This window comes from Deltaproteobacteria bacterium (assembly GCA_026388545.1).
Classification (GTDB): domain Bacteria; phylum Desulfobacterota; class Syntrophia; order Syntrophales; family UBA2185; genus JAPLJS01.
Genome location: JAPLJS010000050.1, coordinates 1 through 14,861, shown reverse-complemented (window position 1 = coordinate 14,861; position 14,861 = coordinate 1). Strand labels below are relative to the sequence as shown.

Below are 14,861 nucleotides of genomic sequence, written 5' to 3'. Positions count from 1 at the left end.
CATTCCGGACAAATACCGTGACTAAATTCTGCTTCCGAGTGGTCTCTTATATAGACATCTATCTGTTCCCAGTAACCGTCATCATTGCGTATTTTCTTGCAAGAAGAGCAAATAGGCAGCATGCCTCTCAATGTCCTGATTGTAGAGAGTGCATCTCTCAGCTCAATAATAAGTCTCTCCCGTTCCTCCTCGGCCCGCTTGCGCTCGGTAATGTTTTTTGAAACAACGGCCAAACTTATGATTTTTCCGTCAGGGCCAAGCTCCTTAACAGGGCTGAAGGTACGAAGAAAATAGCTATTATCTCTCCCGCTCCGATGCTCATGCTGGACTGACTGACCCGTCGCAAAGACCTGTTTAACTATTTCTGAAAATATTTCGGTCTCTTCAGGCGAGTGAAATTCTCCATATGACCTGCCGATAATATCACTGGTCGGTATGCTTAATCTCGATAAATGTTGGCTGTTAATAAATAAATATCTGCAATTCTCATCCACTAAATACATGGAGTCGGACGTTGATTCTACCAGGGCAAGACAGGCATCTTCGGTTTGTCGTATAAACATGGAAGTATTGTTCAAATCCTTATTTCCTTTCACTATCAGTTAATTCTTTGTTATTGTTCGAAGGCATCCTCCCAACCCCCTTTTTTCTATAATGTATGCTCTTTATAATGACCTGACCGTGTACTTTGTACCACATTTTAAACAATAAGTCTCTTTAAGTATATCAATGACTCTGTGCTGTGCTGAAGGACTTTTTCGTTTATTTCTAATGGATATCTTTGGGCAAAGGCAAAAAGTTTATGATATGAGTGCAGAAGAGGACAGTGAAGAAGTCACCGCGCTAGGCGGCGCAGGTGAAGCATTCAGCGAGGCAACCAACCATTCCAGGGCATCAAATATATTTTATCTTTTCCATCTTTCGGTGTATAGAGAAAGTGGTTTTCTGAGATATACGCATGAAAGGTACTGAATGCAGATATTTGTCGATGCGGATGCTTTTCCGAATGTGATCAAGGATATCTTGATCAGGGCGGCTGTGCGCTTGCATGTGCCCCTGGTCTTTGTTGCCAATCAGCCGGTGAGACTTGAGCGGTCAGTTACTATTTCGAGCATTGTGGTCCCGTCCGGCCCTGATCTGGCCGATGATCGCATTGCTGAACTCGCGCAGCCGGGCGACTTAGTGATTACTGCCGATATTCCGCTTGCAGACCGGGTTGTTTCCAAGGGCGCCTTTGCAATCAACCCCAGAGGCGAACTCTATACGGAGGATAACATCAAAGACCGGCTGGCCACGCGTGACCTTATGAATGAGCTGAGAGACGGCGGTATGATTACGGGCGGCCCTTCGACGTTCGGCAGGAAAGACCGTCAGGCGTTTGCCAACCAGCTGAACCGTTTTTTAAACAAACATTTCAAAAGCGAAAATGTCAAAAAATAGCGGACAACTCTTGCGAAGATCAATTTTACGGAAGGGGTTGAGGGAGGCATCAATTGAAGCTTTCCACAGCAAGCTTCGGGGAATGCGCTCGCTACGGATTCAACTCCATTGTACTGTTAAATTTTCTTGACACACAAAAGACATCTTCATATACTCTGCCCGCCCAAAAGCGGATTCTTCTCAAACAGAGGTGTTTGACTGCATGAGAAGAATATATTGCAGTAGAGGCATATGACAAGCCAGGGAGGAAACCGGTATGGCCAAATCTGAAGATGTTAGAAAAACCGATAAGAAAAAACCGCTGAAAACAGCAAAAGAGAAGAAGCAGGCAAAGCTGGACAAGAAAAAGAAAAAATAGTTGACCAGCCTCTTATCTTCCAAATCTCCGGGCAACAGTGAACCGGAATAGTATTTTCAAATATCTTACCTTATCAACAGCCGAGGTAGGCTTTCCTGACGCGTGGGTCGCCGAGCAGTTCTTTGCCTGAGCCGGAAAGGATGATTCTCCCTGTTTCCAGCACGTAGGCGCGCGACGCAACGGATAACGCCATATAGGCGTTCTGCTCAACAAGGAGGACCGTAGTGCCCGCCTTATTGATGTCGACAATTATATGGAAGATGTCGCGTACCAGTACAGGCGAAAGTCCCATGGAAGGTTCGTCAAGGAGCATCGTCCTGCTTCTGCTCATGAGCGCCCGGGCCACTGCCAGCATTTGCTGTTCGCCGCCTGAGAGTGTACCGCCAAGCTGATTTGTTCGATTTTTAAGCTGTGGGAAGAGACCAAATACTCGTTCATAATCCTTTGAAATCTCACCCTTATCGCTTCTTTGCCAGGTGGCGAGTTTAAGGTTTTCCATTACCGTGAGGTTTCCGAATATACCGCGTCCTTCCGGCACCTGGGCCATACCCATGGCAACGATCTGATGGGCTGGTACACTGCGCAAGTCCTGCTGTCTGTAGGTTATCCGGCCACTATAGGGAACAATGCCGGATATGGCACGGAGTGTGGACGATTTGCCGGCGCCGTTCGCACCGATTAAAGTGACGATCTCGCCTTCATACACCTCGAAAGATATATCATCCACCGCCTTTATGTTTCCATATGCAATGGTGAGATTTTCAACTGAAAGGATCATTCCGTTACTGTTCATGAATGCTGCACCTCACCAAGGTATACTTCCAGCACACGGGAGTTGTTCTGTATCTCCCGCGGCAGCCCTTCGGCAATTGTTTCACCGAAATCGAGGACAAGAAGCCTTTCGCAGATATTCATTACCAGGTGCATCTGGTGCTCGATGAGGAGGATGGTCAGGTTGAACTCTTTCCTGATCCATTGGATAAATTCCATAAGCTGGGTAACCTCATTGGGATTCATACCGGCGGCAGGCTCATCCAGCAGAAGAAGCTTCGGTCTTGTTGCCAGGGCCCTCGCGATCTCGAGTCTTCTCTGCAAACCGTAGGGGAGGTTTTTCGAGAGTTCATCGGCATAACTCTCCAGTTTCAAGAAGGCAAGCAAATCCATTGAATGCCCGATAATCTCTTCCTCTTCTCTCGCGAAGCGGCCCACGTGGAGTAACGCCTCGATGGGACTGTACCTCACCCTCGCATAGTGGGCAATGCGGACATTATCGAGCACTGTCAGCTCTTTGAAAAGGCGGATATTTTGAAATGTGCGGGCAATACCAAGGGAAGTGATACGGCTTGGAGATTTCCCGACAATCTCCGTACCTTCAAATGATATGTTTCCGCTGGTTGCTCTGTAGACACCCGTAATCAGGTTAAATATTGTTGTTTTGCCTGCACCGTTAGGGCCGATGATTCCCACCAGTTCGTATGGTTCAAGGTTCAGATTAAATTCTGAAACCGCAGCCAGTCCATCAAAGTAGTGCGTCACTTTATGAGCTTTCAAAACAGACATCAGGTATCCGCTCTCTTTTCACGCCAGAGCCTGCTTGCAAGCATGTCGCGAACAGGCACAAACCAGCGAAATTCCCTCATACCCATAATGCCGCGAGGACGGAAAATCATCAGTATTACCAACATAAGGGGCATGATCACCATGCGCCAGATACCCATGGGGCGCAAAACTTCCAGCAATACAGTATAAACCGTGGCGCCAATTACAGAACCTGCAATGGACCCTATTCCCCCAAGGTATACCATTATCAATATGTCTGTTGATTTGAGAATGTCAAAGGCACGGGGGTTGATAAACTGCAGGAGATGCGCAAAGAGAGCTCCCGCTATACCGGCAAAAAAAGAAGATACTGTAAAGGCCAGCACCTTCACGTGGTTGGTATTTACGCTCATCAGGTCGCTTGCGACTTCATCCTCACGGATTGAGAGCACACCCCTTCCGAAGTTTGAATATATCAGGTTGCGTATGACCCACACGGAAATAAGAACCCAGAAGAAGACCCAGGGAAGTGTGGACAGTTTCTCCATACCCAGAAAACCGCGCGGCCCGCCGAGGGCGTCGATATTTTCAATGACCGACTTGACAATCATGCAGAAGGCGAGCGTCACAATGGCAAGGTAGTCACCCCTCGTCTTGAAAGAGGGAAAAGCCACCACCAAACCGATAACTGCCGCAACCAATCCGCCTGCAAAGACAGCTACCGGGAATAGCCATGCCGCCATGTCTGCGGGAAATACCCTTACGGTAAGAAATGAAGCAACATATGCACCGATGGCCATGAATCCTGCATGCCCTACGGAAAACTCCCCCATGTAGCCGTTTACGAGGTTGAGGCTCAGTGTCAGGATGATGTTGATCCCTATGTACATGATTACAAGCTGAACGTAAGGATCGAGTAACTCAAACTGGTGAACGACGAGGGAGAGCGCAAAAACGGAAATCAAAAGGGCCGGCATCAGCCAGCGTTTACGTTCCAGCTTGTCTATATAATGCTTTATGGACAAAGTGCTCACTACTTAATACCTAAAAAAATCCCCCTTTATCCCCCTTTACAAAAGGGGGAAATATTCTGTTACACCTTTTGGGGGTGCGGTTTCCCGAGTATCCCGTAGGGCCGGAATATCAGTAATACCAATAAAAGGACAAAAGCTATAAAATCCCGGTATGTGGAAGGTAAAAAGGCAACCACCATGATTTCCACTGCACCGAGGATGTAACCGCCGATCATGGCGCCGCGAATATTGCCGATACCGCCTACTACGGCAGAGATGAATGCCTTCCATCCCACCATTATGCCCATATACGGGTCGATTACCGGGTATGCAAGACCGTACATCACTCCCGCAGCCCCCCCGAGACCGGTACCAATGGCAAAGGTAATTGAAATAATAAGGTTCACCGGTACACCCAGAAGGGGCGCCACGGTCTTGTCCCACGATATGGCACGCATTGCCATACCCACCATGGTGCGCCTTACAATCAAATCCAGTATCCACATGAGGAGCAGAGATAAAATGATAACGAATATCTGCAGCGATGAGATGGATACGCCGAAGAATGTCCAGTTTGTGTTGTCCAGGAGCTGGGGCACCTGTTGTGGATAGGGGCTTAGGGCCAATGTGAAATTTTCCAGAAACAAACCTACACCAAGCGCGGTAATAATAGCGGAAACGCGCGGCGCTTGACGCAGCGGCTTGTATGCGAACCGCTCAATAACAACACCGAGCAGTGCCACACCGATCATTGAAATTATAAGTACCGGAATAAACGGGAGTTTAAGATATATGGCTGCAAGAAAACAGAAGAATGCACCAACCATAAAAAGATCGCCGTGGGCAAAGTTGATCATGGTAAGTATACCGTATACCATGGTGTAGCCCAGGGCGATAAGTGCGTATATACTGCCGACCTGGAGAGCATTCAGGAACTGCTGAAGGACGTATGTCATTCCGTTATACCATTCCCTCCCCTTCGCTTTTTCACCCTCTCCCTTGCCATCTCCCATCGAGGGAGAGGAAAGGTTTTAGATCATCATGGGTTAGCAGTTGCGAAGTATACAAATTTACCGCCCTTAATTTGCACTATCACAGCGCTCTTTGTGGGATCGCCGGAGCCTTCCTTGAACTGCATATTCCCCGTTACGCCCTCGTACTTGGGGATTTTGGCAAGGGCATCCCGAATTGAATCTCTGTCAAGCTTATTGGCGGTTTTAAGCGCCTGGAAGAGAAGTCCGAATGAGTCGTAGGTAAGCGCTGCAACATCATCCGGCATGCTCGCGTACTTAACCTTGAATCCCTCAATAAACCTGGTTGCCACGGGTGTTGCCGCGTCGGCAGCGTAATGGGTGCTGAAATAATATCCTTCACAGTCATTCCCGCAGAGTTTAAGCAAATCCTGAGAACCCCATGAATCGCTGCCCACAAAAGGTACAGCAATGCCAAGCCGTTTTGCCTGTTGAATCTGAAGAGGTATCTCACTGTAATAGTTCGGCAAAAATATCATTTCAGGGGCTGCGTTCTTGATCTTTGTCAACTGTCCGGAAAAGTCTTTATCACTCGTGGTATATGTTTCAAAGGCTACAACTTTGCCACCGGCTTGCTCGAACGTCTCCTTGAAGATCTCCGCGATGCCCTTATTGTATTCGGAGGCAACGTCATAAAGAACCGCTGCTTTCTTTGTCTTGAGGGTTTCCAATGCAAATTTTGCTACAACGCGACCCTGAAAAGGATCAATAAAGCAGGCGCGGAAAACATATTTTTTCGGGGCATTGGTCTTCGCATCGAGGGTTGTTTTGGGATTCGTCGACCAGGGACTGATGAGGACAACTTTTGAACTTTCCGCAATCTCCGAGGCAGGCAGCGCATAACGCGTAGCATTCGGACCGATGATTGCGTGAACTTTCCGCTGCGCTATCAGCTTCTGGGCCGCGGAAGCAGACTGGTCGGACTTACCCGCGTTATCTTCCACAAAGAGCTCCACTTTATATTTCTTTCCTCCTATATCAATTCCGCCTGCGTCATTTACTTCTTTCACTGCCATTTCAGCCGCTTTTTTACATGACTCGCCCACCGCAGGCATATCACCTGTCATTTCGGCTATTACCCCCACTTTAACAGCAGAACTTTTCTCGCTGCAGGCTCCGAAGAACATGACCATAACGACACATAAAACAAGCGAAAAAACTATTTTTTTCATACTCCCCTCCGTATAATAATTTATTGAAAACAGTACTACCCAGCCAAATTTATTTGTTTGATTTGTTGTTGATTAGAATTCCCTTTGGGTGCGGGGAGTATAGGAGAAGCAGTCTTGTAAGTCAATAGAATTTGACTGAAAAATATAGTAGACACCTGTGAGGGGTTTCAGGGAGAACACAAGGGGGTTTTTCTTTCCGGATCATGACTGAAAAAGAGAGAGGCGCAATGTTCCAGGGCAAAACTTACATTACGGTCGTGTGAAATCTAATTCCTTGGATGGAAGACACAAGGCAAAAGCGTTATTCAGCAATTCCCGAAATCCCTGTTCCAGACCCGCCAATTCCAGTCTATGTTCAATCTGGCATCCCAATATGGACTGTACCGGAGAGTCATTTTACATCGAGGCGTGTCTGTGGTTGTGCCTTGAGTTTCCCTGTCCTCGGCGCCTATCAAGCGCACCCATTCGGTAATTTCCTTCATGCGGAACTTCCAGACATGGCCAAATTTATGAGCGGGAACGTTTTTGGTTTCAATCCATTTATAGACTGTACCTTTTTTCACGTTAAGATAGTCAGCGACTTCATCCGCGGAAAGCCATCGATCTTCCATCATGACCATACCCCCTCATCGAATCATTGTTACAGTTCCCAGTCACGAATAATGAAATGAAAGATTTTCCACAAAACTGTCATAATGATTAAAGGTAACGTTAATGGTTCTGAATTATTGATACTTTCAATAAATCTTGTTATGCGCATTTTGTTTCTCTTTTTGGTTTTAGATAACCATAGATGAACAACATGTTCTGTGACACAGATCACAAAAAGGTGTTTTTATCAATCTTGATATCAGAAACCCACTGTTAAGCTCAAAGATCGACTCACGAAAATTAAGACTTGACTGAAATAAGGCCTTCGAGGGATAGAGAGAGATACTGATATAAGGACCGCTCTTTATACAGGAAAAACCTTGTAACAGCTGCAAAGAAACTCAATCGACCCTATAACAAGAAAAATGAAAACCTCAGAACATCTCAGTTTGCTATTCGGATGTCACACCTTAACTAACAAAAAAGGTTGACAGAATTATAAGACAAAGGGTATTTACCATTAAGTTTAACTAACTGGTTAGTATAACTATATGGTTTTTTCGAGGCATAAACATGGATATTCCATCATTAGTGGAAAAAAGAAGCGGAACTGTCATGCGCATCCTTGAGGCCGCGGCAAGTGTCTTCTCGGAGGTCGGCTTCGCCGGGGCGCGGGTCGATGAGATTGCCGACCGCGCAGGCGTCAATAAAGCTATGATCTATTATCACATCGGCGACAAAGAAACACTCTATGCTGAAGTCATTAATAACATTATCGGCAACACCGCGGAGACGATTTCCCGTGAGATAAAAGATGTTCAAGACCCTGAGGAAAAACTGAGGATTTATATCCGTACCTTTGCCCGCAACGTCGACAATAATCCGCAGGTGGCCCCTGTCATGATGCGTGAAGTTGCCTCCGGCGGGAAGCACCTTCCTGAAGTAGTGGCGCGTGATATTTTTCGTATCGTGAATATGCTTAGGGAAATTCTCAAAGAGGGTGAAGAAAAGGGGATTTTTATAGAAACCATTCCCTTCCTCATACACATAATGGTTGTCGGGGCCATGATCACCTATAAAACCTGGGGGCCGATCAGGGCAAGGTATGACTGGCTTCCTGTAGCTATAAAGAATTTGGATGATGGAATATCCGGCAACATAGTCGGGGAGATCGAAAAACTCATCTTAAAGGCTGTGAAGAAGTGAAAGGAAAAGAGAATATGCAGACGAAAAACACAACGTTAATATTTTCTGCGACAATACTGTTATTCTTTATTTTTGCCGAGGGCGCCCTCTCTGCGGAAAAACTGACCCTGCAGCAGAGTATTGACCTGGCCCTGAAGCAAAGTGTCCTGATCCAGTCGGCAAGAGAAGGCGTAAAGGGCGCGCAAGCCCAGAAGCAGGAGGCCTTTACGGGATTTTTGCCGAGATTCAGCACATCCTACAGCTATACAAGACTTAACGAAGAACCGTCCTCGAACATTGCTATGCCCGGAGTACCGCCATTTACGATGACCACAGGGACAAAAGATAACTATACCTGGGCGTTGGAGGTGAAACAACCCCTCTTTGCCGGCGGAGGAATCGTTGCCAATTATGAAGCAGGCAGGCTTGGCGCAGAGATCGCTGCGATTGACGAAACGGCGGTCGTTCAGGACACAGTCCAGGATGTCAAACTTGCATATTTCAACATTCTGAAAGCGGAGAGGCTTCTCGATGTGGCCAAACAATCGGTGGAACAGTTGGAGGCACACCGGAAGATGGCTCAGGATTTTTTTAATGTCGGTGTGATTCCCCGGAACGACCTTCTCCGTGCCGAGGTGGAGCTGGCCAATGGCCGCCAGAATCTTCTTAAGGCCGAGAACTCCTTAGAAATGGCGAAGACGAAGTTCAACACGGTGTTGCGGAGAGAAATCAATACTCCAACGGAAGTGGAAGATATTCTCACGCTTAAACCTTTTGATAAATCTCTCAATGAGTGCCGGAAGCTTGCCCTGGAAAACAGGCCGGAGATCAAGTCCTCTACTCTAAAGGTAGAACAGTCACAGAAGATGGTCAAACTGACCAAAAGCGAATATTTCCCTGCTATAAATGCCGTCGGGCACTATGAACGTTATGGCGATAAACCGCGTGTTGAAGGAAGTCCTTACAAAGATCAGGAGAACTGGTATGTTATGGGTGTGGCGAGCTGGAATTTCTGGGAATGGGGCAGGACAAAAAACCGGGTAGATGCAAGCCGCTCCCGGGAAAATCAGATGGCCTATGCCCTTGATAATGTAAAAGACCAAGTTGACCTGGATGTTAAAAATGCATGGCTGACGCTCCACGAGGCCGAAAAGCAGGTGGCGGTTGCGCAAAAGGCCATCGAGCAGGCGGAAGAAAATTACCGGATCAGCCGGGAAAGATACCGGGAGCAGGTGGGAACATCAACGGATGTCCTGGATGCCCAAACCCTGCAGACAAGAGCGAAATCGGATTACTTCAATGCCCTCAGCGATTACAACATGAGCATTGCCAGACTGGAAAGGGCAATGGGGGTGCGGGAGGTTCTGCCATGAAAAAAAAGATCATCATTATAGTTTTTGTGATTCTCCTTTTGGGTGTCGGCGCTCTGGTATATTTCGGGCAATGGCAGTCACAGCGGGGTGAGCTATATTATTCCGGAACCATTGAAGCAATTCAGTCCAATCTCTCCTTTCAGGTAAACGGTCGCGTAATAAACATCGCTGTTAGGGAAGGTCAGGCCGTCACAAAGGATCAGCTTCTTGCCGAGATCGATCCCGCAGAACTCCAGTCACGGAAAGATCAGGCAGAGGCGAGTCTGGACCGTTCGATCAAGACGCAGGATCAGATGGCAACCCTTTTGAGCATCTTCAAAACCACCCTTCCCGCCGATGTTGAAAGGGCGGAAGCGAATATCACCAGCGAGAGAGATGTCATGAATGACGCCCGGAAAAATTACCAGCGATACGAGCAATTATTCAAGCAGGGCGTTGTGACGGAAAAGGAGCGTGATGCCGTAAAGCTCAGTTATGATACGGCGAAATCCAGACTTGATGACGGAGATGCCGCACTAAGACAGGCGAAGAGCAATCTGAAGAAGATAGATGCAACCCAGAAGGAACTCGAGGCCGTCATCTCCCAGGCGAGGCAGGCCAAAGCCGCTTTGGGACAGGCGGATATTCAACTGAATTATGGCAGGCTGTTAGCCCCTTACGGCGGGGTAATTACGAGCCGCAATGTTGAACCGGGGGAAGTGGTGACACCGGGCCGCGAGGTTCTGACTCTTGCCGATCTTTCCACGGTGGATCTCAAGATATTTGTGGATGAAACGGAAATCGGGAAGGTCAAGCCGGGGCAGGATGTAGAGATCAAGGTCGATACATTCCCCAACAAAGTTTATGAGGGAAAGGTAACATTCATCTCACCTGAGGGGGAGTTCACCCCCAAGATCATCCAGACCAAAAAAGAACGGGTGAAGCTTGTGTATCTGGTGAAAGTATCCATCCCCAATCCTGATTTGGAATTAAAAACCGGTATGCCGGCAGACGCATGGCTGCGGTGAATATCCCTTCACTTTCCCCCTTTCGTAAAGGGGGATTGAGGGGGATTTTTCAGTACAGTTTTAAAATAATCCCCCCTGACCCCCCTTTAAAAAAGGGGGGGGAACTTCAGACCCCCTTTTCCAAAGGGGGAAAGTAGAGGTTTTGGAGAGTATAGACAGTGGTTGTAAGCAGCATGAATTTCATATCCATAGAGAATGTTTCCATGCGCTTCGGCGAGGTGGAAGCGGTGAGGGAGGCAACCCTCTTCGTTGATCAGGGAACCATCTTCGGTCTGGTGGGATCTGATGGCGCAGGTAAATCCACCCTCCTCCGGATGACGGCGACCATGATCCCTCCCGTTTCCGGACGGATTCTGATTGACGGCCTCGATGTAGTCAAGGACAGACAAAAGGTTAAACGCCTGATCGGTTATATGCCCCAGCGTTTTGGCCTTTACCATGACCTGACCGTTGACGAAAACATGAGATTCTTCATGGATGTTTTTAATGTACCCAAGGAAGAGCGCCGTCGGAGACGAGAAAGGTATCTGGGATTTTCCAATCTGCTCCCTTTTGTGGATCGGCCTGCAGGCAATCTCTCCGGTGGGATGAAGCAGAAGCTGGGACTGGCCTGTGTTCTTGCCCATGAACCGAAGGTGCTGATCCTCGATGAACCGACGAATGGCGTGGATCCCGTTTCCCGGCAGGAGTTTTGGGAGATCCTGGCGCAGATGCGCGAGGACGGCATGACCATCCTGGTTTCCACCGCCTATCTCGATGAGGGAGAAAAGTGTGGCCGGCTGGCGCTGATGCACCGCTCTCAGGTTCTGGACATTGCAGCACCGTCAGAAATCCGCGGCGCCTTTTCCAGCCTGGAAGATGCAATGATTCACCGTATTCAGGAAGTGGATAAAGAGATTGTTCATGATTCCTTCAAACGCTGATGCCATATCCGTAAATGACCTCGAAAAGCGTTTCGGGGCTTTTGTAGCGGTGAATAAAATATCTTTTTCCGTGAAAAGAGGAGAAATCTTCGGTTTCCTTGGGCCCAACGGTTCCGGTAAATCGACGACGATCCGTATGCTCTGCGGAATACTGACCCCCACTTCAGGTCAGGGGCAGGTGGCAGGGCATGACATCTTTAAAGAGTCGGAAGAAATCAAGAAGTCGATCGGCTACATGTCCCAGAAGTTTTCCCTCTATGAAGACTTAAGTCCATACGAAAATATACGATTTTATCTGGGAATCTACGCTGTCCCACAGGATCAATGGAAGGATCGGATTGAGTGGATCCTGGATATAACACGGCTTCAGGAGGTCCGTAACCGTTATACCAGGGAGTTGCCGTCCGGATGGCGCCAGCGTCTGGCCCTGGGCTGTGCCCTCCTCCACCAACCGGACATCCTCTTTCTGGATGAACCTACTTCAGGTGTTGATCCCATAACGCGTCAGCATTTCTGGGATTTCATCCGTAAACTGGCCGGGGAGGGAATCACCGTATTCGTTACCACGCACTATATGGACGAAGCCCGACATTGCGAGCGGATTGTCATGATCAATGAGGGAAGAATCGTCGCCGTCGGCAGTCCGCCGGAAATTATTGCCGCGGTATGCCCAGATCGTCCCGATGCTGACTTAAACGATGCCTTTATCACCCTCATGTCCAAGGGGAAAAATTGAAACTCAGAAATATTCAAGCCATCACCCGTAAGGAGTTTTACCACCTGATAAGGGACTACAGGAGCCTGTATCTGGCTTTTGCCCTCCCGCTGCTGCTGATTCTCCTGTTCGGCTATGCGCTCAGCCTTGACGTGGATAATGTCGAAACGGTTGTGGTGGATTATGACAACACCGATCTGAGCCGGGATTTCATTCGCCGTCTCGACGCCTCTCCGTATTTTCATGTATCTGCACATCTCCCCGATACAAAAGCAGCAACCGAATATTTAGACCACAGTTGGGCAATACTAGCAGTCGTAATACCCCCCGGCTGGACACGGGACCTCCGGGGGGATCGCGAAGCCTCGCTGCAGCTTCTTCTCGATGGCAGCGATCCCAATTTTGCCAATATAACGAGGGGGTACATGAATGCGTTCGTCGAGCAGTACAATCAGAAGCTCCTCGTTCAATTTCTCAACCGCCAGGGGATGGAGAAGATAAAGCCGCCTTTGGAGGGACGAATCAGGGTGTGGTTTAACGAGGATCTGGAAAGCCGGAATTTCATTGTTCCCGGCATCATCGCAGTTATCATCATGATCGTGGGGGCTATGCTGACATCGCTCGTCATCGCACGGGAATATGAAAACGGGACGATGGAAACGATCAGATCTCTCCCCATCACTGCCGGTGAATTCCTGATCGGTAAAGCCATCCCTTATTTCTTCGTGGGGCTGACCGATGTGCTGATCTCCATCCTCATGGGACAGGTTCTCTTCGGCGTCGTCATGAAATCCAGCTTCTGGCTGATGATCGCGGCATCTTCAATTTATCTGGCTGTTGCTTTAGCACTGGGTCTCTTCATTTCATCCGTTACCAAAACCCAACTGCTGGCTAATCAGGGGGCTATTCTCCTCACGTACCTTCCCTCTCTACTCTTATCGAATTTTGTTTTTCCGGTAGTCAACATGCCAACGTTTCTTCAGTTGGTAACGTACATTGTTCCAGCCACGTATTATATCGATATTTTGAACGGCTTATACTTGCGGAATCTCGGGTTGACTCATTTGTGGCCGAGTTTTCTAGTCATGACAGTCATGTTTGCGATTCTGGCAGTCCTAAATTATGTGTTGTTAAAAAAGGAGGGCCTGTAATATGAATTGGCTTCGCATCCGGGAACTTGTCCGCAAGGAGTTTATCCTGCTTTTTCGTGACAGGCGAAGCAGGCGCGTTTTAGTAGTCGCCCCCATCGTTATGCTGCTTTTGTTTGGATATGTTGTAAATTACGATATCAGGATCATCCGGGTTGCCCTACTGGATCAGTCACATACGCGGGAAAGTCGCATAATCGCTGATGCCTTCAGCGCCAATAAAATTTTCAGGATCACCAATTTCCTGGAAGACCAGCGGGAATTGGAACAGCTCCTGCTGAAGGGGAAAGTCGATCTTGGCATCAAGATCGGACCCGATGTAAGCCGGAAAATCAGAAAAGGAGAAACAGCGGAAATTCAAATCATAGCGGACGGAAGCATGAGCAACATGGCCTCCATCCGGATAGCCTATTCAGTCATGGTCCTTGATAAATTGAACCGGCAATTGATCAGGGAATTGTATCCGCTGCGAATGGATTACGGCAAAATCGACGGGAGAATCAGAACCTGGTATAATCCAAATCTTGACAGCCAGCATTTCTTCGTCCCCGGCATCGTTGCCTTTGTGGTTATGCTGATCGCCCTTCTGCTAACCTCGATTGCCATCATCAAAGAAAAAGAGTCAGGCACCATAGAACAGCTCATGGTAACCCCCCTAAAACCTGTTGAACTGATTGTGGGTAAAACGATCCCCTATATCATCATTTCACTCGCGCAGATGATTGTAGTTACGATTATTGCTGTTTTCTGGTTCCAAATACCTCTTGCGGGAAGCCTTATCCTCCTCTTTATTGCCACATGCCTGTTCCTTCTGAGTACCCTGGGTGTCGGCCTCTTCATTTCCACCGTTTCCTCAACCCAGCAGCAAGCCATGATGACCACCTTCTTTTTTCTCCTGCCCTTCTTCATGCTGAGCGGCTTTGTATTCCCTATTGCCAACATGCCTGTTGTCGTGCAATGGTTGACATATTTGAACCCTTTGCGGTATTTTCTGGTAATAATCCGGGGAATTTTCCTTAAAGGGGTTGGTCTCGATGTTCTCTGGCACCAATACGCAGCCATGGCCATTCTCGGACTGGTCGTGTTTACCGGCGCTGTCAGCCGTTTCAGAAAACGGCTTGATTAAGAAAAGGACGGTGGCCCCATGCAAGCTTCCGATTCTTCCCTAAAACACAACCCCTTTGGAGATCTGAGAAACTTTCTCGGCAAGAAGCCACTCCCTCGCCCGGTTTCCTCCGTCAAAGCGCAGCCTGAACGTGAACCCGCCGCCGATCCGGAAAACGACAAAATCGTTTTTCTGGATGCCATGCAGGATGTACACCCCATATCAGAAGATAATCATGCAAGGGGAAATGGGTCAGCAAAG

Annotated in this window: 15 protein-coding genes and 1 pseudogene; 9 read left to right on the top strand and 7 right to left on the bottom strand. The window is 48.1% G+C overall.

Features of this window, described 5'->3' with window-relative positions:
- A partial coding sequence (locus NTW12_05785) for a PAS domain-containing protein (GenBank protein ID MCX5845856.1) occupies positions 1–563 on the bottom strand: 563 nt, incomplete at its 3' end.
- Positions 564–972: 409 nt separating this feature from the next.
- On the opposite strand from NTW12_05785, the gene NTW12_05780 reads away from it, so the two are divergent.
- Complete coding sequence (locus NTW12_05780) at positions 973–1,440, top strand: YaiI/YqxD family protein (GenBank protein ID MCX5845855.1); 468 nt, start codon at positions 973–975, stop codon at positions 1,438–1,440.
- Positions 1,441–1,871: 431 nt separating this feature from the next.
- Here NTW12_05780 and NTW12_05775 read toward each other — a convergent pair whose 3' ends face one another.
- From NTW12_05775 to NTW12_05750, 6 genes and pseudogenes are all read right to left on the bottom strand, one after another.
- Positions 1,872–2,591 (bottom strand): ABC transporter ATP-binding protein, encoded by a 720-nt coding sequence (locus tag NTW12_05775; protein MCX5845854.1) that lies wholly within the window; start codon positions 2,589–2,591, stop codon positions 1,872–1,874.
- Positions 2,588–3,358, bottom strand: a complete 771-nt coding sequence (locus tag NTW12_05770; GenBank protein ID MCX5845853.1) for an ABC transporter ATP-binding protein — start codon at positions 3,356–3,358, stop codon at positions 2,588–2,590. Before NTW12_05770 ends, NTW12_05775 begins: the two co-directional genes overlap by 4 nt.
- Positions 3,358–4,314, bottom strand: a complete 957-nt coding sequence (locus NTW12_05765; protein MCX5845852.1) for a branched-chain amino acid ABC transporter permease — start codon at positions 4,312–4,314, stop codon at positions 3,358–3,360. The genes NTW12_05770 and NTW12_05765 overlap by 1 nt, the downstream gene beginning before the upstream one ends.
- Before the next feature lie 116 nt (positions 4,315–4,430).
- Positions 4,431–5,306, bottom strand: a complete 876-nt coding sequence (locus NTW12_05760; protein ID MCX5845851.1) for a branched-chain amino acid ABC transporter permease — start codon at positions 5,304–5,306, stop codon at positions 4,431–4,433.
- 83 nt (positions 5,307–5,389) lie between these two features.
- The gene (locus tag NTW12_05755; GenBank protein ID MCX5845850.1) at positions 5,390–6,553 is read right to left on the bottom strand and encodes an ABC transporter substrate-binding protein; all 1,164 of its coding nucleotides are present in this window, start codon (positions 6,551–6,553) and stop codon (positions 5,390–5,392) included.
- 431 nt (positions 6,554–6,984) lie between these two features.
- Positions 6,985–7,164 (bottom strand): annotated as a pseudogene (locus NTW12_05750) (helix-turn-helix domain-containing protein).
- A 553-nt stretch (positions 7,165–7,717) separates the two neighbouring features.
- On the opposite strand from NTW12_05750, the gene NTW12_05745 reads away from it, so the two are divergent.
- The 8 genes from NTW12_05745 to NTW12_05710 form a co-directional block, all read left to right on the top strand.
- Positions 7,718–8,350, top strand: a complete 633-nt coding sequence (locus NTW12_05745; GenBank protein MCX5845849.1) for a TetR/AcrR family transcriptional regulator — start codon at positions 7,718–7,720, stop codon at positions 8,348–8,350.
- Positions 8,351–8,364: 14 nt separating this feature from the next.
- Positions 8,365–9,702, top strand: a complete 1,338-nt coding sequence (locus tag NTW12_05740) for a TolC family protein (GenBank protein ID MCX5845848.1) — start codon at positions 8,365–8,367, stop codon at positions 9,700–9,702.
- Complete coding sequence (locus NTW12_05735; protein ID MCX5845847.1) at positions 9,699–10,709, top strand: efflux RND transporter periplasmic adaptor subunit; 1,011 nt, start codon at positions 9,699–9,701, stop codon at positions 10,707–10,709. Before NTW12_05740 ends, NTW12_05735 begins: the two co-directional genes overlap by 4 nt.
- 158 nt (positions 10,710–10,867) lie before the next feature.
- Positions 10,868–11,632, top strand: coding sequence for an ABC transporter ATP-binding protein (locus NTW12_05730; GenBank protein ID MCX5845846.1), 765 nt, complete (start codon positions 10,868–10,870; stop codon positions 11,630–11,632).
- Entirely contained in the window at positions 11,613–12,368 is a 756-nt protein-coding gene (locus NTW12_05725) for an ABC transporter ATP-binding protein (protein MCX5845845.1), read from the top strand. The genes NTW12_05730 and NTW12_05725 overlap by 20 nt, the downstream gene beginning before the upstream one ends.
- Positions 12,365–13,498 (top strand): ABC transporter permease, encoded by a 1,134-nt coding sequence (locus NTW12_05720; GenBank protein ID MCX5845844.1) that lies wholly within the window; start codon positions 12,365–12,367, stop codon positions 13,496–13,498. Before NTW12_05725 ends, NTW12_05720 begins: the two co-directional genes overlap by 4 nt.
- Position 13,499: 1 nt before the next feature.
- Positions 13,500–14,621 (top strand): ABC transporter permease, encoded by a 1,122-nt coding sequence (locus NTW12_05715; protein MCX5845843.1) that lies wholly within the window; start codon positions 13,500–13,502, stop codon positions 14,619–14,621.
- 18 nt (positions 14,622–14,639) lie between these two features.
- On the top strand, positions 14,640–14,861 hold a 222-nt coding region (locus NTW12_05710; protein ID MCX5845842.1), incomplete at its 3' end, for a hypothetical protein.